This is a genomic window from Georgenia sp. Z2081, from assembly GCF_055326445.1.
Genome location: NZ_JBUZNK010000014.1, coordinates 76,829 through 95,670 on the forward strand (window position 1 = coordinate 76,829; position 18,842 = coordinate 95,670).

The following is an 18,842-nucleotide window of genomic DNA, read 5'->3' on the forward strand; positions in this document are numbered from 1 at the left end:
CCCGGACCCTCGCGGGCCCGGGCTTCTCGCTCAGGGATGTCTGTGGAGATGGCGGGAATCGAACCCGCGTCCGACGGCGTGAGAACAGGACTTCTCCGGGTGCAGTCCGCTAGCAGATTTTCTCGGCCCCAGCAGTCACGCGGACAAGCTGCTGACAGGCCCAGTCAACTGAGTGTTCCCGCAGCCCCGCTGACGAGGGCTACGAGCAGTGGCTCTCTAGATGACGCCAGGAACCGGGACGAGAGCAGGCCCGGGCTGACGGACTTCGAGGCTCGCTCAGGCGGCGAGGGCGAAGTCGGTGCGCTTGGAATCGGCACCTATTGGTTTGCAGAGGGCGTTAAAGAGATAACTCTGCATCCTCTACCCGCTTCTCCTGGAAGCACGACCATCGTCGAAACCGATCATCCCCTGTTGAGTTGTGCTGCGCCGCGGTCCGGTCCCCCGGGTTGCCGCGGTGCGACTGTCCATCATACGTGCCCAACGTAGTCCGGCGCGAGGCTATTCCTCGCGACCCGTGCCACCGCGTCCGTGGGCGCGCGACCCGCGCCTCCGCCCGCGGTCAGCCGTGGTTGCGCAGGCTCATCGCGCGCCGGGCCTCCATCTCGTCCTGGCGCTCGCGGAGGGTCTGGCGCTTGTCGTACTCCTGCTTGCCGCGGGCGAGCGCGATCGAGACCTTCGCCTTGCCGCCGATGAAGTACAGCTCGAGCGGGACCACGGTGTGTCCCTTCTCCCGCGAGGCCACCGCCCACTTGGCGATCTGCTCCTTGTGGAGCAGCAGCTTGCGCCTGCGCCGCGGCGCGTGGTTCGTCCACGTGCCCTGGGCGTACTCGGGGATGTGGACGTCGCGCAGCCAGGCCTCGCCGCGGTCGAACTCCACCCAGCCGTCCACGAGGGAGGCGCGGCCGGCGCGCATGGCCTTGACCTCGGTCCCCCACAGCGACAGCCCCGCCTCGAGGACCTCGTCCAGGTGGTAGTCGTGGCGTGCCTTCTTGTTGCGCGCCACGATCTTCTTGGCGTCCGCCTCGGCCTTGGCGCGTTCCGCCTGGGTCGGCTTGGCCGCCCTGCTCATCCTGCTCATGACCGACCTCCGTCCGTCTCGTCCCCGCCGCCGGCCGTGTGCCCGACGCGGTGTCTGCCGGCCCGCGGACGGGATGCCGTCAGGGCCGAGGACCAATCCTAGCGGGACGTGTCCAGCCCGATTCCGGACCCGGCACGGCCTCGGCGGTCCGCTCCCCCGCGCTCGCCGGAGGACCTTCCTCGGGTCGCTCGGAGGACGTTCATCGGGTCGGTCAGAGGACGTTCATCGGGTCGGTCATCTGTCCGTCGAGCCACAGCTCGAGGTGCACGTGGCAGCCGGTGACCATGCCGGTCTGGCCGGTGGACCCGATCGCCTGTCCCTGGCTGACGGACTGTCCGGGCGACACGGCGAAGGACGAGAGGTGGTTGTAGATCGACACGGTCGAGCGCCCGTCGACGATCCCGTGGTTGATGATCACCTGGTTCCCGCTCGTGCCCGTGGCCCCGGAGGGGTTCGTGGCGGAGACGGTGCCGCCGGCGATGGCCACCTGCGTGTTGCCGCAGGCGCTGCGGAAGTCCACGCCGGGGTGGATCGACCATGCCCCGGTGATCGGGTAGATCCGCGGGCCGTACGGCGAGGTGATGACGAGCGGCCGCGGCACCGGCGGGATGAACGTCGCGCTGCTCTCGGGCGGAGGCTCCGGGGACGGCGCGGGCGGCGGCGTGGGGGTCGGCGCCGGGGCCGCCGGGGGCGGAGCGACCGGGTTGGCCTCCATCTCGGCCTGCTCGCGGGCGATACGGTCCGCGCGCTCCTGCGCCTCCCGTTCGCGGCGCGCCTCCTCGGCGGCCTCACGCTCGCGCTGCTCGCGCTCGAGACGCTCGCGCTCGAGACGACGGTTCTCCTCGTCGATCGCCGCGATCTGCTGCTGGGTGGTGAGGCTGGACCGGCCGATCGCGTTGATCTCGGCGTTCAGGTCCTCCTCGCGCCCCTCGAGCTCCTCGACCAGGTCGGCCTGCAGCGCCTCCAGGTCCTCGACCTCGGCCAGCGCCGCCTCCTGCTGGCCGCGGAGCTCGTCGGCGGCGGCGACCGCCTCGACGGCCTCGTCGTTGAGGTCGTCGACGCGCTGCGTGAGCGTGTCCTGCCGGAGCCGCTGGTTGCGGTTGGTCGCGTTCTCCTCGGCCACCCGGTCGAGGAGTCCGGTCTGCGTGCGCACGGCGGTGCTGACGACCGAGTAGGAACCGATGAAGTCCTCGGCGGAGGACGCCTCGGTGATGAGCGCGAGCGTCGATGGCGCCGTGTCGCCACGATAGGTCGACCGGGCGAGCTCCCCCAGCGCATCCTGCGTCTCTTCCGAGGCGGCCTCGCCGTCGGCGATCTCGGCCTCCAGGTCCGCAAGGTCGGACTCGGCGACCCCGAGACGTCCCTCGACCTGCTCCTGGTGCCGGTCCGCGGCCGCCAGGTCCTCCTCGGCCACGCGCAGCGCCTCCTGCGCGACCGGGATCTGCTCCCGGGTGAGCTGGAGGTCGACCAGCGTGGTGGACAGCTCGGCGGACACGCCCTCGAGGTCGTGCTCGAGCTCCTCGCGCCGCTCCTCGTTGTCCGCGAGCCGCTCGACGAGCTCGTCGCGGCTGGGGTCGTCGTCGTCGGCGACGGCACCGGGGCCGACGAGCGTGCCGGCGAGAGCGACGGTCGCCACGAGCGCCGCCCGGGCGCGCAGCCGGGTCGTCCACGAGCGCCCGGGGGCTCGGCGGGTGCGGGGATGCGTCGGCATGGAGGACCTAGACCTTCGTGTAACGGGCGAGCGAGACGACTGAGGACAGGCCTGCCACCAGCACGGCGGCAAGGACGAGAACCGGGGCGACTCTCCACACGTCGGACGTCGTGACGAATGGTACCCACGGGGCGGACGGAGCGAGCCATCCTTCGACGCCGTACCGCACCGCGGCCAGAAGGCCGCCGACGGACAGGACGGACCCGAGGAGGGCCGCGATCGCGCCCTCGAGCATGAACGGTGCCTGGATCACCCAGTTGGAGGCACCCACGAGCCGCATGATGCCGGTCTCGCGGCGCCGGGACAGGGCGGAGAGCCTGATCGTGGTGGTGATGAGCAGGACGGCGGCGACGGCCATGACGGCGGCCATGCCCAGCGCGACCGCGGTGGACCGGTTGAGGATGACGAACAGGGGCTCGAGCTGCTCGCGCTGATCGACGACGATGTCCACGCCGGCGCGTCCCTCGAGCTCGTCGGCGACGATCCGGAACTGCTCGGGATCCTCCAGCCGGACCCGGTAGGAGACCTGCATCTGGTCGGCCGTCACCTGGCGCGACCACGCCGAGTCCTCGAGGCGCTCCCGGAAGTTCTCGTACGCCTCCTCCTTGGTCTCGAGGAAGACCTCGGCGACGTACGGCTCGAGGTCGGAGGACTCCAGGAGGGTCCCGACGGCGTCGATCTCCTCCTCTGTGGCCTCGCCGGCGGCGCAGGCCGGGTTCTCCGACGACGTCGGACACATGAAGACGGCGACCTCGACGCGCTCGTACCAGTCGTCCTTGAGCCGGTCGACCTGGGTCTGCAGCAGCAGGCCGGCGCCGACGAAGACGAGCGACACGAAGGTGACGAGGACGACGGCGACCGTCATGGCGACGTTGCGGCGGATCCCCTGGGAGACCTGGCCGAGGATGAACCGCAGCCTCATCGCGCCACCTCGGCCTCGTCCTCGGTGCGGCCGGCGGCACGACGCGCCGCCGCGACGACGGCGAGGTAGGAACCACCGGCCTCGTCGCGCACCACGCGGCCGTCGACGAGCTCGACGACGCGGCGGCGGGCACGGTCGACGAGGTCGTCGTCGTGGGTGGCCATGACGACCGTGGTGCCGGTGGAGTTGATCCGGGTGAGGAGCTCCATGATCCCGCCGGACGTGTCCGGGTCGAGGTTGCCGGTGGGCTCGTCGGCCAGCAGGACCTGGGGCCGGTTGACCATCGCGCGGGCGATCGTCACGCGCTGCTGCTCGCCGCCCGAGAGCTCGTGCGGGAGCCGCTTCTCCTTGCCGGTGAGGCCGACGAGGTCGAGGGTCTGGGGCACCACGGTGAGGATCTGGTGGCGGGGACGACCGGTCACCTGCATGGTGATGGCGACGTTGTCGAACACCGACTTGCCCGGCAGGAGCCGGTAGTCCTGGAAGACCATGCCGATCTGCCGGCGGTGCCGGGGCATGCGGAAGCGGGAGAGCCGAGCGAGGTCGTGGCCGAGCCCGTACACCGTCCCGGAGGTGGCGCGTTCCTCGCGCAGCACGAGCCGCAGGAAGGTGGACTTGCCGGATCCGGAGGCGCCGACGAGGAAGACGAACTCGCCCCGTTCGATCTCCAGGGTCACTTCGTCGAGCGCGGGACGTGCGCCCCGCTTGTAGACCTTGGAGACGTTGTCGAGTCGGATCACAGCAGCGGTGGCCAGTCTCGGGGTCGGGGAAGGTGGAACCTGGCCGGTTGGATGCTACGTCGCCGCCGGTCACCGGGTGCGCACGCCACGCCGCCCCGACACCGGATCGCTCCCCTCGTCGTCACCTGCCCGTGTCCCGACGGCCCGGAGCGCTCAGTCCTCGGGGTCGGCCGAGCGACGCCAGCGGATGCCGGCGTCGATGAAGTCGTCGATCTCGCCGTCGAACACGGCGGACGGGTTGCCGGACTCGTGCTCGGTGCGCAGGTCCTTGACCATCTGGTAGGGCTGCAGCACGTAGGAGCGCATCTGGTCACCCCAGCTGGCCTTGACGTCGCCGGACATCGCCTTCTTCTCGGCGGCCTCCTCCTCCTGTCGCAGCAGGAGCAGGCGGGACTGCAGCACGCGCAGGGCGGCGGCGCGGTTCTGGATCTGCGACTTCTCGTTCTGCATCGACACGATGATCCCGGTGGGCACGTGGGTCATGCGCACGGCTGAGTCGGTCGTGTTGACGGACTGCCCACCGGGGCCGGACGACCGGAAGACGTCGACCTTGATCTCCGACTCCGGGATCTCCACGTGGTCGGTGTGCTCGATGAGGGGGATGACCTCGACCGCGGCGAACGACGTCTGCCGACGGCCCTGGTTGTCGAACGGGGAGATCCGCACGAGTCGGTGGGTGCCGGACTCGACGGACAGCGTGCCGAAGGCGTAGGGCGCGTCGACCTCGAACGTGGCGGACTTCAGGCCCGCCTCCTCCGCGTACGCGGTGTCCATGACGGTGGTGGCGTAGCCGTGCCGCTCGGCCCAGCGCAGGTACATCCGCATGAGCATCTCGGCGAAGTCGGCGGCGTCGACGCCGCCGGCCCCGGCGCGGATCGTCACGACGGCGGCGCGCTCGTCGTACTCGCCGGACAGGAGCGTGCGGACCTCGAGCTCGCCGAGCGCCTTGCGGACGGCCGCGAGCTCGGTCTCGGCCTCCTCCTCCAGGTCGTCGTCCTCCTCCTCGGCGAGCTCGACGAGCGCCTCGAGGTCGTCGATCTTGGTACCGACGCGCTCGAGCCGCTCGAGGTCGTGCTGCGCGTGGGACAGCCGGGAGGTCACTGCCTGGGCCGCCTCCGGGTCGTCCCACAGGTTCGGCGCGGAGGACTCCTCGGTGAGCTCGGCGATCCGGGCGCGCAGGGCGTCAGGGTCGGTCACGGCCGAGATGGTCGCGTAGGTGCTGCGCAGGTCCGCGATCTCGGAGGAGAAGTCTGTAGCCACGAGGGTCGAGTCTACTAGTCGCGCGCTCCCTGGCCGCCGTGCGGCGCGGTGGCGCCGGGGCCCGCGGCCGACGCGTCCTCGTCGAGGAGCGAGCCCTCGAACCACTCGTCGTCCGAGCCTGTGGTGGCGACGCACAGGATGGTGCGGTCACCGGCGCCGAAGGAGAAGGCCGTGGGGGCGAGCGCGACCATGGCGGGCTCGCCGGCGGTCGCGAGGCCCGGCGGCGGGTCGGAGTCGACGAGCCGTGAGCAGGACTCGGCGGCGCTGCGCAGCATGGCGTCCTCGCCGGGGAAGGTCTCGAGGTGGAGCGTCATCTCGGCCACGACCTGCGCCTGGAACGGCTCGTCGCAGCTGACGAGCTCGGTGCGCTCGGACCGGTCGGCGAATGCCTCGGCGGTCAGGCAGTCGCCGAGGGAGAGATCTCCTGCGGTGCCGATCCGCTCGGGCGTCCCTTGCTGCCGCAGCTCGACGCCGCCCTCCCGCTCGCCGCGCTGCAGCCCTGGCGGCGCGAATGCGCTGCCCGGGTCACGGGTCGGCTCCTCCTCGAGCGTCTCGCCCGGGGTCTCGTCCGGGGCCTCGTCGGGTGCCCCGTCCTCGTCCCCGTCCTGCGCGCCGTCCTGCGCGGCGTCCGGGGCCTCCTCGGGCGCCCGGTCGGTCGTTCCGCCCGCTGCCCCGGGAGCGGTCTCCGCGTCTGTGTGCGCGGCACCGTCCTCCTCCTCGGACAGCGCCGGCGGGTGGCCGAGGTTGCTCGACAGGTCGTCCCCGCCGACGAGGGAGAATGTGGTGGCTCCGACGACGACGGCCATGGCGAGCGCCGCGGCGGCACCGATGAGGACCATCGGGCGCCGCCGTCCGGAGCGCGCAGCGCCGTCCGCGTCGGGTCCGGCCGAGGTGGGACCGCGCCAGGCGTGGGCCCCGCCGGCCGGGGCTCGGCCCGGGGCGTCGTCGGACATGCGCGGCAGGCCGACCGCTGCGCCGGCTCCCCCGCCCGTGTCGAACGGACGGGCAGCGCCCTCGCTCGGATCCTCGATCTCCACGGAGCTCGGCACCGCCGTCGGACGCGCCTGGTCGGGCCGCACCGTCGCCGAGGCGGACTGCAGCCCGTGGAAGACCGTGCGCGGGAGCGCGCGACGGGCCGTGGGGCCGGTGGGCGTGGCTCGTCGCTCCTCGTCGGTGTCGACCCTCGCACCGGCGGGGGGCCGCGCACCACTGGGGGCGGGCAGGGCCGTGCCCGGGCGGGGGGCCGGCCGGGCGCCCGAGCCGCGACTGTCCGCGGCCTCGGGCGGCGCGGTGGGCGGCGAGTCGGCCGTCGGGGCGAGACGCGAGCGGTCGACGGTCGGTTCCGCTCCCGCCTCCGGGTGGCCGGGCCGGCTGCGCAGCGCGGGCCACCCGGCACCGGGCGGGAGCGGCACCTGGGCGCGCTCGACGGGCGGTTCGTCGTCGGGGATCTCGTGGTGCGCGGCGCCCCCCGGTGCCTCCTCGGCGGAGGCGTCGTCGGCGGAGGCGTCGTCGGCGTGCGCGGGAGCGCGATCGGGCCCCGCGAGCGCGGGCCGACCGCCCCGGAGGCGCGACGAACGAGTCACGCAGCGACGATAGATAACGCGACGGAGGGCTCGCACCGCGGCGGATGGGGTGCGCTCCCCATGCCCCGTGGCACCACGACCTCACGGCGTGAGGCAGGGGTGCCCGGACGCCTCCGAGGAGGAGCTGCGTCGCACCGGGGACAGGGCGGCTCGGCCCGGGGTCAGGAGAGCGCGCGCGGCGCGAGGAGATCGCGCCCGGGGTCAGGGGATCGGGCCCGGGGTCAGGAGACGAGGACGGCCGAGCCGTCCTGGAAGTTGCCCTGGATCGTGTCGGTGTCGTCGGCGGTCCGGGCGATGCACAGGACCTCGCGGTCACCCTGCTCCCAGGTCGCCTCGGACGGCGCGAGGGTCGAGAGGTTGATGCGGGACAGGTCGAGGTCGACCTCGGGCAGCGTGTTCCAGAACGCGTCGCACTCCTCGCGAGCCTCGGCGTTGATGGTCTCGACGCCGGGGAACTGGTCGCGGTCCTCGACGTCGAACACGTGGAAGAACTCCATGTAGTGCGGCTGGGCGCACGGCGTGAGGACGAGGTCGTTCGACACCGCGGTGTAGTCCTGATAGAGCGCGCAGTTGCCGACCTCGATCTCGAAGACCGTGGTCGCTCCCGACGCCTCGACCCCGGGGGGCGCGGTGGGCCCCGAGGGCTCCGTCGTCGTCCCGCCGCCGGTATCCGGGCCCGGGCCGGGCGTCGAGGTCGTGGTCTCCGCGCCCGAGCCGGACGTGAAGCTGCGGTGCAGGAGCAGGCCGGTCACCACGAGCGCGACCACGAGGACGGCCGCGATGCCGAGGACGATGTACACGGCGCGGTTCCCGCCGTCGGGGCCGCCACCGCCGTTCCACGGGCCGCCGGGTCCGGGCTGCATCGGCGCCGGGTACTGACCCCCCTGCCAGGGGCCGCCGGGGCCGTAGCCCGCGGGTTGCTGGGGCGTCTGGGCGCTGCCCCATCCGCCCGGCGCACCGCTCCCGGGGCTCTGCGCACTCCACTGGTTCACGGGGTCACCGTAGCCAGAGCGGCGCACCACGGTCCCGCGCGTGGCGGGGTACACCTGTCCAGGCGCTCCGCCGCCGCCCGCGGGAGGCGTGGCGCCGGACACTGACGCGCCGTCGCCGATGGGCGATGATGGGCCGATGACCCGGCAACGCCAGACGTGGCAGCAGACCGCCGTCCGGGAGGCCATCGGGGCCGACTCGACGTTCGTCAGTGCGCAGGAGCTCCACCGCCGCATGCAGGGGTCCGAGCGGCAGGTCGGCCTCGCGACCGTGTACCGGGTCCTCAAGCGGCTCGTCTCCTACGGGGTCGTCGACGCCCTGCAGACCTCCGACGGCGAGACCCTCTACCGCGCCTGCGAGGTGGGGCACCACCACCACCTCGTGTGCGAGTCGTGCGGGGCGACCGTGGACGTCGAACCGCCCGACGAGTCGTGGATGGACGAGGTCGCCCGGCAGCACGGGTTCGAGAAGGTGCGCCACGTCGTCGACATCTACGGCCGCTGCGCGAGCTGCCGGGAACGCGCGGGCGCCTGAGTGGGTCGCGCCGCCGCCCGAGGCAGCCGCTCGGACGCCCGAGGTGGTCGCGCGGACGCCCGGCACGGTCCCCCGCTCCACGGACGTCCGCGAGGCACTCACCCGTCGCAGACGAGGCCGCGCTCGAGTGCGGCGAGGTTGGAGCGCATGACGTCCAGGTAGTCGGCCTCCGGGTCGGTCTGCCCCTCGATCGGGTCGAGGACGTCCGTGTCCACCTCGAGGTCGGCCGCGAGCGCCTCGACGACGTCGGGCCCGGCGATGACCTCGAAGTACAGGGTCTGGACGCCCTCGGCGCGGACGACCTCGCCCACCTCGCGCAGCCGCGCGGGTGACGGCTCGACCTCGGGGTCGATACCGCTGATCCCGACCTGCTCGAGCCCGTAGCGCTCGGCGAGGTAGCCGAACGCCTCGTGGGAGGTCACGAGTGTGGCGCCGGCGCACGCGGCGAGCCCCTCGCGGTAGGCGTCGTCGAGGTCCGTGAGCTCGGCGACGAGGTCGGCGGACCGCTCGGCGTAGTCCTCGGCGTTCTCGGGGTCGAGGTCGCCGAGCGTGTCCGCCACGCCGTCCACGAGGGGGACCACGAGGGTGGGATCGAGCCAGAAGTGCGGGTCGCGGGCGAGGTCGTCCTCCGCGACCCCGGCGGCCTCGGCCGCGTCGAGCACGGCGGCCGGGTCGGTGACGCCGATGGCGTCGTCGGTCGCCGCCTGGAGCCCGGGCACGTAGGCGACGAGGTCGACCGACTCGAGCTGCGCCACCTCCGCCGGCGATAGCTCGAGGCTGTGCGGGTCGGCCCCGGGCGGGGTGAGGTTGTCCACCGACACGTGCTCCCCGCCGACGCGCTCGACGACGAACTGCAGCGGGTAGAAGCTCGCCATCACCTCGACGGTGGCGGCGTCGGAGGCGGAGTCGTCGGCGTCCGATCCGGAGCAGGCGGCGAGCAGCGCGACGGCGGCGAGCGCCGTGATCGAGGTGCGCGCGGTGGCGGCGCGGGTCGGCACGGTCCGGCGGGTGGCGGTCCGGCACAGGTGGCCGCGTCGGGAGGAGCTGGGTGTCGGTCGGGGGCGTGCGTGCACTTCTGTCCTTCCGGGGCGGCGGGGTGCCGGGCCGATGCGGCCCGGCACCCCGCGCGAGCGATCAGTGGTCGTGGTCGTCCTCGCCGTGGTCGGACCCGGTCTCGTCCCCGTGGTCGTGCCCCTCGTGCCCGTCCTCACCGGCGCCGTACTCGGTCGACCCGGCCTCGACGTCCCCGGAGATCCCGTTGATCTCGTTGGGCGTGACGCCGAGCTCGGCGGTGTTCCACACCTCGCCCGTGAGGATGTCGACGGCGTGGATCGAGCCCGTCGCCGGCTCGGTGACGTAGGCGGTGCCGTCGTGGACCCAGAGCGCGGGTCGCGGCTCCTGCCACTCGATCGGCTCCTCCCACGGCTCCACCACGGGGTGGGAGGCGGTCAGCTCACCGGTGGTGGGGTCGATGACGTGCAGGTTCCCGTCGGTGCCGAGGACGAGGGCCTCGCCGTCGTCGCCGCGGGCGAGCGAGCGGAAGCTGTAGCTCGAGGGCAGGTCCACGAGCGAGAGCTCGCCGGTGGTGGTGTCGATGAGCGAGACGCGCTCCGGTCGCTCGAGCTCGGCGCCCTCGTCGGTCTTGTAGTCGCCGAGCACGATCGGGGAGACGTCGCTGCCGGCCTGGTTGCCGATGCGGCCGTACTCGTCGGGGCTGTCGACGTGGGTGATCTCGCCGCCCGAGTAGACCAGTGCGCCGTCCTCGCAGCCGATGACGACGACCTCGCCCTCGGCGGTCGCCTCGCCGTGGACGCCGGGGCACTCGTCGGAGGCGGCGATCTCCTCGCCGGCCTCGTCGAGCACGCGGATGCCGGTGCGGGCGTCCTCGGTGCCCTCGGAGACGACGAGCGAACCGTCCGTGAGCTCGAGCGCGACGCCGTGGTGCGGGGACGGCGTCGTGTAGGTGCGTCCCTCGGCGTCCTCGTCGGCGACGGCGGAGGAGTCGAGGACGACGATCTCGCCGGTGGCGTCGTCGAACAGGGCCGTGCGCCCCTCGTGGGGGACGACGTGGCCGGGCATGCCGGCCTCGACGAGCTGCTCGGTGAGCGCCGGGGGCGCCGTGTAGTAGTGCGAGTGGTCGCCGTGGGGCTCGGCCCATGCGCCGGCGTCGAGGAGCTGGAAGCCGCCCGTGGTCGAGACGTAGAGGTGGCGGCCGTCGCCCGCGGGGTTGAGGCGGTTGAAGCCCTCGAGCTCGACGTCCTCGATCACCTCGAGGGTCGTGGCGTCGAGGACCTGGATGCCGCCGTCGTAGGTGAGGGCGATGCGCGGCGTGGCGGCGGCGGCCTCGGTGGCCGCGCCGGCGTCGTCGTGGTCGTCGTGGCCGGCCTCGGACCCGCTCTCGTCGGAGGAGACCTCCGAGGCCGACTCGGTGGCGTCGTCGGCGCCGTTCGGGGACGGGGCGTCGTCGGTCGGGTCGCCCTCGGCATCGCCGGAGCAGCCGGCGAGCAGGGCCAGTGGGAGGACGGCGAGCATCGCGAGGGCGCGGCGCCGTCGGGGGGCGGTGGTGGTGTTCATGGCTGGTGGGGCGCCGCCGGCGGCGGGCCCGGCTCCTTCCGGACGGGTGATGCGGACCGGGCGACACTAACATCTATGAGAATCATTATCGTTCTCTGTTCGGGGCGATCTCGTGGCTGGATCCCGGGCCGGCTTCACGGCCGACCGGTCCGCCCGGCCCGACCGCGGACCCGGTCGGTCCGCCCCGCGCCGGCGCAGGGTCCGATCGCCCGCCCGGCCCGCCTCGCGACTACCCTCGAAACCTCCCCCGCACCCCCACGAAGGCCTCATGAGCTCCGAACCAGCACCGACACTCGGCCCGACGGGCGGCCCCGGCGCCGCCGCCGCGCGCATGCGGTCGCTGGTCGCGGCGCGGCGCGGCGCGCAGCTCGCCCAGGGCGCGGACACGGAGGAGCTGGCGGCGCAGCTGCGGGAGGCCCTCGACGGTTTCGCCGCTCTGCGGATGCACTACCAGGCGGGTATCGAGGAGGTGCGGACGAAGGTCGACATCCTGCGCCAGGAGTTCGAGCAGATCCACGACTACAGCCCGATCGAGCACGTCCGCACGCGCCTGAAGTCCTCCGAGAGCCTGCTGGACAAGGCGTTGCGGACCTGCGACGAGCTCTCGCTCCCGGCGATCCGCCGTCAGATCCTCGACATCGCGGGGATCCGGATCACGTGCAGCTTCGTCTCGGACGTGTACTGGATCGCGCAGATGCTCGAGCGCCAGCCCGACCTCGAGGTGCTGCAGGTCAAGGACTACATCGCGCGGCCGAAGGCGAACGGGTACCGCTCGCTGCACCTCATCGTGCAGGTGCCGGTGTTCCTGTCCACGCACACCGAGCATGTGCCGGTCGAGCTGCAGATCCGCACGATCGCCATGGACTTCTGGGCCAGCGTCGAGCACAAGCTGAAGTACAAGTACGACGCCGACCTCCCGGCCCACCTCGCGGGCGAGCTCGACGAGGCCGCCCGGCTCGCCACCGAGCTCGACGAGCGGATGGGGCGCCTGCGCGAGGAGATCCGGCCGATGCCGGAGAGGGCCGGGGACGCCCTCGGCGGGTCGGGCACCGACCTCGGCGCTGTGCCCGATCACGAGGATCCGCGCAGGAACGTCGACCGGGCGAGGAGGATGAGCGGTCAGTGAAGGCACGTCCGGCAGGGCCGGTCGTCCCGGGGACCGCAGCCCCACGCACCCTGATGGCAGCGCTCACGGGGTTCGCGCTGTGCGCAGTCCTCACCGCGTGCGGTCCGCCCTCCGGCGGCGCGGGCCCGACGACGGAGAGCGGCTCCCAGGGGGCCGTCGCGACCTCCGGCGCCGACTCTCGCGCGGCCGCGCGCGCCGAGGAGCCGGTCGTCGAGTCCCTCGTCCGGGAGGTCGCCGCGAGGCTCAGGCCGCAGGACCCCGAGGAGGTCACGGCCCGAGACTGGGTGCACGGCTCGACCACGGCGTGCTCGGGGCGCACGGGCGGCCCGGTCTCCTGGACGGGTCGGGGTCAGATGCGCGCGGCGGACCCGGAGGCCCAGGTGCTGGAGCTCGCGGACGGTCTCGACCCGGAGTGGGAGCCCGTCGAGTCCGGCGCGACGTCGGCGCGCCACTTCCAGGACTCCGGCGGTTACCTGCTCACGCTCGCCTGGAGCACCGACCCGGACGCGATCAACGTGTCCGTCGAGTCGCCCTGTCACTGACGCCGGGCACGCGCACCAGGTTCTGGGCGGCCAGATTCTCCTCGTCGAGGACCCAGCCGAGCACGCGGGCCGTGAAGCCCCAGATGTAGGTGCCCTCGAACCGGAACGCGGGCCCGACCCACCGCCCGCGGTAGGTGACCGTGGTGCGGTTGCGCGGGTCGAGGAGGTGGCTGCGCGTGACCCAGTGGGCGGACCGGGTCTCGTCGTCGTGCGCGATCCGCGGCAGGTGATCGTCGGCGCCGAGCCGTGCGAGCACGGGGGTGACGACGTTGCCGCTCGCCCCGAGGTACAGCGCGGGCAGGGTGCCGAGGATCTTGGCCTCACCGAGCAGCACCCCGGTCTCCTCGCCGCACTCGCGGATCGCCGCGGCGACAGGCGTCTCTCCCGGGTCGATCCCGCCGCCGGGGAAGGCGTACTCGCCTGCGTGGTAGCGCAGCCGGGTGGAGCGGCGCACGATCAGGTAGGCGAGGTCGTCGCCGACGGGCCTGGTCAGCACCACGACGGCGCTGGCGCGGGAGGTCCGGTGGTGCTCGGAGGTGGCACGCGGCAGGCCCTCCCAGCCCCACGAACGGCTGGCCCACGGCAGCGGAACGGTGCCGGCGTCACGCAGCGCCTCGATCATCGGGCCCCTCCTTCCGTCCGGCCGTCGCGGCGCCCACGTCTCGAGCGCGACGTCGTCCTCCGGACGCGGACCGCCGACGCCTATCATCGCGCACCCGCGGTGGTCGCCGCCCGGGGCTGGTGGGAGGTCTCTACCCGTTCTCGACGTCGATGGCCCGCGCGCGCCCGGTGACCGTGATCGTCACCGGCCCGACGGCGTCGCTGACCAGGGCCGGGACGAACATCGGGTCGACGACGGCGACGAGGGTGACGACGGCCGTCTCGCCGTCCTCTGTGCCGGTGGGCTCGCCGAGCGCCACCGAGCGGATGCCGCCGCTCGAGGTGAGGTTCACCTGCTGCAGGTAGGCGGCCGCCTCGGTACGCACCGTCTCGTCGGTGAGCAGGGCGTCGCGCTCCTCCGCGTAGAACGCAGCCTCCGCGACGGCGTCGGCCGCCGCGGCGGCAGCAGCGTCGGCGGCGGCCAGGGCCCGCTTGCGGTCGAGGTGGATCGCCGAGACCGAGGTGATGACGAGGACCAGGGCGACCAGGACGACGAGGAACCCGATGCCGAGCACCATGATCCGTCCCGCCTCGGGGTCCTCCTCGGCACTGGTCGTGCGGGGTGCGGGTCGTCGGCGGTGCTCACCCTGCTCCGGGGCGGGCGTCACCCGGTCCCCCGGTGGTCCTCGACGAGGACGAGGTGCCGGGACTCCACCGACATCGATGTCGGCACGCCCGCGATCGAGGCGGGGAGCAGCGGGAGTGCGACGGCCGTGGCGACCTCGACGTCGATCCGGGCGCCAGGGGTGTGGCACGGGTCGGCGGCGCACGTGACGGCGAGCGCCTCGGAGCCGTCGACGTCGAACCCCTGGTCGGCGAAGGCGAGCTCGACGGCGGACGCGGCGGGGCCGGCCGCCGCGGACTCGCTGTCGGCCTGGGCGACGATGCGGCCGGCCTCGCGCGCGGCCCCCTCCGCGGCGAACGACGCCGCCTGGATCCGGCTGATCGCCACGACGACGTAGATGAGCGGGAGCAGGAGCAGCAGGGCCACGCCCAGGTACTCAAGGACGGCGCTTCCGGCCTCCGGGTCCCGTTCCGGACTGCGCGAGGGACGGAGACGGGCGCCGGCACTCCGGCGCGCGCGGTGGCGGTCACGGGGGCGAGGACTCCGGCTCGGGCGCGGACGGCTCACGGCTCCATCTCCAGCGCGGCGTGCCCGACGACCTCGAGCTCGCCGCCCGGTCCGAACAGGCCCACGACCGGCAACGGCGCACGCACGCGGACCTGGACGAGCGGGACACCGCCGGCGGTGACGACATCCGCCGAGACGTCCTCGGCATAGGAGTCCGCGAGACCGGCCCTGATGAGCTCGGCCGTCCGGGCGGCACCGTCGGCCGGGTCGGAACCGAGGAGCGCACCGTGTCGGGCACCCTCGGACGCGGAGTCGATGAGCGTGTTGCGCACGTGAAGCAGGAGCGCGAGCTGGAGCACCGCCGCGACGAGGAGCAGGAGCAGCGCCGAGACGAGGACGAAGTCGACGATGGCCGACCCGCGCTCGGTGTCGCCGGCCGCCGGCTCTCCACGGTCGTCCTCGGCGGCAGGGCCGCCCGTGACGACGCGCCGCTCCGGTCGGACTAGTCCCCGCCGCCGAGCACGCGGTCGATCGCGGTCTGGAAGAGCTCGCCGAGCTGGGTCTCCGCGATCGCCCAGATGATGATGACCAGCCCCGCCGTCATCAACGTAACTGCGCACTGCAGCCACCTGCGAGAGGCGGTGTCCTCGACCTGATTATGCCGAGTCAAGGCAAGCGCCCACCGATCCTCCCGAGTCAGCCGGCGCCAACCCCTTGACGCCCCACAAAGTGTGGGGTCGAGTTGAGGTGTCAGGTCAAGAGGAACAGCCCCAGACCTCGAGGCCAGAAGGAGCCGAGATCATGCGCTACACCACCATCACCGACGGGATCGAGCAGGACATCCTCCCCGCGCTGGGCGAGTACGCCGCCGACTACGACGTCGAGGCCATCGCCGCCGAGCTCTTCGAGTACCGCGTCGACACCGACGAGCAGGGCCGCGAGCTCCTCAACTCCGCAGGCTTCGAGTCCGTCGTCGATGAGGAGGACGAGTTCTGGGCCGTCGCCGCCCGCCACGAGAACTGACCCACCCCACCGCCGGCCCCGCACCCCGACCGCACGGGGCGGGGCCGGACCCGTATCCGAGAGGACAGCCATGACAGAGACGACGGACGAGGACCGAATGGACCCCAGCGAGCTGCGCATGGTCCGCGAGCACCTCGGCCTGACCACCGAGCACCTCGCCGCCATGCTGAGCGTCCGCCACGACACCGTCCGGCGGTGGGAGACCGGCCGCGAGTCGATCCCGATCAGGGTCCGCGAGGAGGTCGAGCAGATCGAGGCGTACACGGCCCGAGCGGTCAGCGAGCTCGTCGACGCCCTGAACGACGCCCAGGACCCCGTCGTGGCCCTATACCCCACCGACGCCGAGATGCACGCCGCACGGCCCGACACCGCACACCTGCCCGCACGCTGGTGGCGGCACGTCGTCGCCCGCGCCGCCCACGAGGTCCCAGGCGTCCAGATCACCACCGCCGGCCGGTAAGCGGCCACTGCCACGCACTGGAAAACTGTTCCAGCACCGGCGTCCCGCGGTTACGGCTCGTCGACCGCCCACCGGTCCTCGAGCATCGTCCCCACAGGCACGTGACTCGCCACCCAACCAGTGACGTCCACACACCCCTCAGCGACGAGCGACCCGCACGACCACACCCACAGCGTGTGCGGCCCGGCCCCGCACCGGCACGGCAGATAGGCCTCACGCGGCCGACCGGGCCCCGTCTCGGGCCACGCCCACCCGCAGCCCGGACACGCCGCCGGTGGACGAAGCATCATCCCCGCCGGGGTGCGGATCCACCGCGAGCCAGTCACGAGCGCCGACAGTAGACGCGAGCGGGGACATGAGCTTCACGCAGAGCCCCGACCTGACACGTCGGCCAGGCCGGGGGTACGGGCGTTACTACTTGCCCTCTGCGACACGAATCGCAATAACGAAGAGGGCTAAGAATAGGATCGCTTCTGCCATCTCTGCTCCTTCCGCTGGTTGGCTTGACCGCCGCGGTCGGATCGCATAGCCTGGCACTACCACAAGCACCAGAACGACCCTTTCGGCAGTTCTTAACGGATGACCAGCGTTACTGCGCTGGTCATCCGTTATTTTATCATATCGATGATTCTTTTGTGCGCTGTTTAAACGCCACCTGTGCTTAAAGGTGGCTATTCTTTGAAATCGCGCTCATTACATATGACGAAAGCGCCCCCGCCCAGCCGAAGCTGAGCGGGGGCGCGAGGTTTCTCGTCGAGTTTCCCGGACCCTCACACGGAAGGTCAGGGGCGAAGCCGGGTAGTCCCGGCAGCACGCCAGGGGGTGGGTGCCACCGGGACTACGCGAGCGAGGCTAGCCGACGGGGCGCGGATACCCCACCGATGGGGACGCGTGGGGGGCACCGAGCCAGCGGCCGTCCGGCTGATCACCGTCCACATAGCCGGGGTCGCCATGGCCGGCGCTGAGCATCACCCGGTCGAAGTAGCCGATCAGCACCCCAGCCGGCAGGTCGCCCACGCGGCCGATGAACTCGACATAGGTGCGCTCGAACGGCGCGGCCGCGACGAGCTCGAAGGCGAGCCTGCCGCGCGTCCTCGGAGCGGACATCCTCCCCGACCCAACCACCACATTGGCGCCTGGGTCGTACAGGTAGATCCGCACATCCACACCCGGCAGTGCCGCCTGCACGTCCACCGACAGCCGGTAAGCGCCGGCACCCAGGCGGTCCCCGAAGTGGATTGCTCCAGCACGACTAGTGACGTCCCCGACGGAGAGGCCATTCCCGCCGGCCCACCCGCCGAACTCAGCACCGGCGTACCGGTTCCACACCTGCGGGGACACAGCCCGGAACCGCGGATTCTGGATCAGATTCACCACCGGCTGCCACCGCGGATCCACGACAGCCGCCCTCACGAGACGGCCCCCGCGGTCAGAGCATCGCGATACCGAACCGAGCCGCGAGCGCCTGGCGGACGCCCCAGACCTCGGCATCGGACAACGCCCGCGCCCAGGCCATCACCGTCAGCTGCGTCCCGTAGGAACGCAGGTACAGCGGAGGAGCACCCCGGTACGGCGACAGCAGCGCGATGTCCTGGTGCCCGCCGGGCGCCCAGATCGACGCCACCTCGGGCGTGGTCCGCACAGCGACCACGTCCAGTCGACCCGGCGAGTAGGTACCCGATGTGATCGGGAACCGGGCGCGGTCGTCGGTGTCGACCGCACCGATCCATCCCCGGTAGCTCGTCACGTTCGTCGTGATGTGCGCAAGCCGCGCGGCGTCCGCGTCCTGCACGGAGACGGTGGACTCCGCAACGCCCGACTCGGCCACCGTCCCGACCGCGACGAGCGTGACCCGATCCGTCGTCGGCACCGGCAGCAACTGCCGGCCGAATGCGCGCTGCCAATCCTGTGCGTCCGGCAGACCCGCCACAGCCTCCACCCGTCCGTCCACCACCGCGGCCCTCACGCCGCCACGACCCAACGGTCGCGAGCAGCGTGGGGAACGGAGTTACGAGAGAGAGAGAGAGAGAGAGAGAGAGAGAGAGAGAGAGAGAGAGAGAGAGAGAGAGAGAGAGGTGCCGGACCACGCCCAGCACCTCGACCCCGGTCAAGGCGCGGTCGTAGACGATGCCACGAACCGGACCAGACCACCGGTAGCTCGCCTGCACACTCCGCAGAGACCCGATCCCGTAACTGCGATGGGTCTGCTGCACGGATAGGTGACAGGTGTTCTCAGGCCGCGAGTGCGATCTGAGTGGTCATGATGGTCTCGTACTCGATGGGGGTCAGGCGACCGAGCCGGTCCTGTCGCCTTCGGCGGTGGTAAGTCCGTTCGATCCAGGTCACGATCGCGATCCGCAGCTCGGCCCGAGTGGCCCAACGACGGCGGTTCAGGACGTTCTTCTGCAGGAGCGAGAAGAAGGACTCCATCGCGGCGTTGTCCCCCGCGGAGGCGACCTGGCCCATCGAGGTCACGAGGTCGTGGCAGCGTAGGGCGGCCAGGAATCGGCGCGACCTGAATTGGGAGCCGCGGTCCGAATGCACAACGCAACCGGCGACATCACCGC

At 72.3% G+C, this 18,842-nt stretch carries 22 protein-coding genes and 1 other RNA gene; 6 read left to right on the forward strand and 17 right to left on the reverse strand.

All coding sequences use genetic code 11. The annotated features are described in order from the left end of the window. Positions 1-40: 40 nt before the first annotated feature. From ssrA to ACZLKG_RS15460, 8 genes are all read right to left on the reverse strand, one after another. Positions 41-409: a transfer-messenger RNA gene (gene ssrA / locus ACZLKG_RS15425) on the reverse strand. Between the two features lie 150 nt (positions 410-559). Then, positions 560-1,078 (reverse strand): SsrA-binding protein SmpB, encoded by a 519-nt coding sequence (gene smpB, locus ACZLKG_RS15430; protein WP_463649215.1) that lies wholly within the window; start codon positions 1,076-1,078, stop codon positions 560-562. 211 nt (positions 1,079-1,289) lie between these two features. Next, positions 1,290-2,789 (reverse strand): peptidoglycan DD-metalloendopeptidase family protein, encoded by a 1,500-nt coding sequence (locus ACZLKG_RS15435; protein WP_463649216.1) that lies wholly within the window; start codon positions 2,787-2,789, stop codon positions 1,290-1,292. Between the two features lie 7 nt (positions 2,790-2,796). After that, complete coding sequence (gene ftsX / locus ACZLKG_RS15440) at positions 2,797-3,711, reverse strand: permease-like cell division protein FtsX (RefSeq protein ID WP_463649217.1); 915 nt, start codon at positions 3,709-3,711, stop codon at positions 2,797-2,799. After that, on the reverse strand, positions 3,708-4,451 hold the full coding sequence (gene ftsE, locus ACZLKG_RS15445) for a cell division ATP-binding protein FtsE (protein ID WP_463649218.1): 744 nt from the start codon (positions 4,449-4,451) through the stop codon (positions 3,708-3,710). Before ftsE ends, ftsX begins: the two co-directional genes overlap by 4 nt. Positions 4,452-4,604: 153 nt before the next feature. Beyond that, positions 4,605-5,711: a peptide chain release factor 2 gene (gene prfB, locus ACZLKG_RS15450; protein ID WP_463649219.1), complete on the reverse strand. Its 1,107-nt coding sequence runs from the start codon at positions 5,709-5,711 to the stop codon at positions 4,605-4,607. A 14-nt stretch (positions 5,712-5,725) separates the two neighbouring features. After that, a complete protein-coding gene (locus tag ACZLKG_RS15455) occupies positions 5,726-7,294 on the reverse strand; it encodes a hypothetical protein (protein WP_463649220.1) in 1,569 nt (522 codons plus the stop codon). Between the two features lie 221 nt (positions 7,295-7,515). Further along, positions 7,516-8,286, reverse strand: coding sequence for a septum formation family protein (locus ACZLKG_RS15460; RefSeq protein ID WP_463649221.1), 771 nt, complete (start codon positions 8,284-8,286; stop codon positions 7,516-7,518). A gap of 136 nt (positions 8,287-8,422) precedes the next feature. Between ACZLKG_RS15460 and ACZLKG_RS15465 the strand changes: the two genes are divergently transcribed. After that, on the forward strand, positions 8,423-8,818 hold the full coding sequence (locus ACZLKG_RS15465; RefSeq protein WP_425708178.1) for a Fur family transcriptional regulator: 396 nt from the start codon (positions 8,423-8,425) through the stop codon (positions 8,816-8,818). A gap of 98 nt (positions 8,819-8,916) precedes the next feature. On the opposite strand, the gene ACZLKG_RS15470 is transcribed toward ACZLKG_RS15465, so the two are convergent. Both ACZLKG_RS15470 and aztD read right to left on the reverse strand, forming a co-directional pair. Further along, positions 8,917-9,816: a metal ABC transporter substrate-binding protein gene (locus ACZLKG_RS15470; protein WP_463649222.1), complete on the reverse strand. Its 900-nt coding sequence runs from the start codon at positions 9,814-9,816 to the stop codon at positions 8,917-8,919. Between the two features lie 136 nt (positions 9,817-9,952). After that, positions 9,953-11,392, reverse strand: a complete 1,440-nt coding sequence (gene aztD, locus ACZLKG_RS15475; RefSeq protein WP_463649223.1) for a zinc metallochaperone AztD — start codon at positions 11,390-11,392, stop codon at positions 9,953-9,955. 268 nt (positions 11,393-11,660) lie between these two features. Here aztD and ACZLKG_RS15480 point away from each other — a divergent pair, with 268 nt between their 5' ends. Beyond that, positions 11,661-12,518, forward strand: coding sequence for a GTP pyrophosphokinase (locus ACZLKG_RS15480; RefSeq protein WP_463649224.1), 858 nt, complete (start codon positions 11,661-11,663; stop codon positions 12,516-12,518). Between the two features lie 53 nt (positions 12,519-12,571). Further along, positions 12,572-13,060, forward strand: coding sequence for a hypothetical protein (locus ACZLKG_RS15485; RefSeq protein WP_463649225.1), 489 nt, complete (start codon positions 12,572-12,574; stop codon positions 13,058-13,060). On the opposite strand, the gene ACZLKG_RS15490 is transcribed toward ACZLKG_RS15485, so the two are convergent. The 4 genes from ACZLKG_RS15490 to ACZLKG_RS15505 all read right to left on the reverse strand — a co-directional run bounded on the left by ACZLKG_RS15490 (position 13,029) and on the right by ACZLKG_RS15505 (position 15,151). Continuing rightward, the gene (locus tag ACZLKG_RS15490) at positions 13,029-13,682 is read right to left on the reverse strand and encodes an NUDIX hydrolase (RefSeq protein WP_463649226.1); all 654 of its coding nucleotides are present in this window, start codon (positions 13,680-13,682) and stop codon (positions 13,029-13,031) included. The two genes, ACZLKG_RS15485 and ACZLKG_RS15490, sit on opposite strands and share 32 nt — an antisense overlap. A gap of 130 nt (positions 13,683-13,812) precedes the next feature. Beyond that, positions 13,813-14,328: a pilus assembly protein TadG-related protein gene (locus ACZLKG_RS15495; protein ID WP_463649227.1), complete on the reverse strand. Its 516-nt coding sequence runs from the start codon at positions 14,326-14,328 to the stop codon at positions 13,813-13,815. Beyond that, positions 14,325-14,711, reverse strand: a complete 387-nt coding sequence (locus tag ACZLKG_RS15500; protein WP_463649228.1) for a pilus assembly protein — start codon at positions 14,709-14,711, stop codon at positions 14,325-14,327. The genes ACZLKG_RS15495 and ACZLKG_RS15500 overlap by 4 nt, the downstream gene beginning before the upstream one ends. Positions 14,712-14,848: 137 nt before the next feature. Next, entirely contained in the window at positions 14,849-15,151 is a 303-nt protein-coding gene (locus ACZLKG_RS15505) for a pilus assembly protein (protein ID WP_463649229.1), read from the reverse strand. Here ACZLKG_RS15505 and ACZLKG_RS15510 point away from each other — a divergent pair. The 3 genes from ACZLKG_RS15510 to ACZLKG_RS15520 all read left to right on the forward strand — a co-directional run bounded on the left by ACZLKG_RS15510 (position 15,125) and on the right by ACZLKG_RS15520 (position 16,275). Further along, a complete protein-coding gene (locus ACZLKG_RS15510) occupies positions 15,125-15,298 on the forward strand; it encodes a hypothetical protein (protein ID WP_463649230.1) in 174 nt (57 codons plus the stop codon). The two genes, ACZLKG_RS15505 and ACZLKG_RS15510, sit on opposite strands and share 27 nt — an antisense overlap. A gap of 295 nt (positions 15,299-15,593) precedes the next feature. Continuing rightward, the gene (locus tag ACZLKG_RS15515) at positions 15,594-15,815 is read left to right on the forward strand and encodes a hypothetical protein (RefSeq protein ID WP_463649231.1); all 222 of its coding nucleotides are present in this window, start codon (positions 15,594-15,596) and stop codon (positions 15,813-15,815) included. A 70-nt stretch (positions 15,816-15,885) separates the two neighbouring features. Beyond that, positions 15,886-16,275 (forward strand): Aca2/YdiL-like domain-containing protein, encoded by a 390-nt coding sequence (locus ACZLKG_RS15520; protein WP_463649232.1) that lies wholly within the window; start codon positions 15,886-15,888, stop codon positions 16,273-16,275. An 852-nt stretch (positions 16,276-17,127) separates the two neighbouring features. On the opposite strand, the gene ACZLKG_RS15525 is transcribed toward ACZLKG_RS15520, so the two are convergent. The 3 genes from ACZLKG_RS15525 to ACZLKG_RS15535 all read right to left on the reverse strand — a co-directional run. After that, positions 17,128-17,652 carry a hypothetical protein gene (locus ACZLKG_RS15525; RefSeq protein ID WP_463649233.1) on the reverse strand — a complete coding sequence of 175 codons (525 nt, stop codon included), beginning with the start codon at positions 17,650-17,652 and terminating at the stop codon, positions 17,128-17,130. A 52-nt stretch (positions 17,653-17,704) separates the two neighbouring features. Beyond that, positions 17,705-18,241, reverse strand: coding sequence for a hypothetical protein (locus ACZLKG_RS15530; RefSeq protein ID WP_463649234.1), 537 nt, complete (start codon positions 18,239-18,241; stop codon positions 17,705-17,707). Between the two features lie 266 nt (positions 18,242-18,507). Further along, positions 18,508-18,842, reverse strand: a 335-nt coding sequence (locus ACZLKG_RS15535) for an integrase core domain-containing protein (protein WP_463649235.1), incomplete at its 5' end; no start/stop codon positions are given.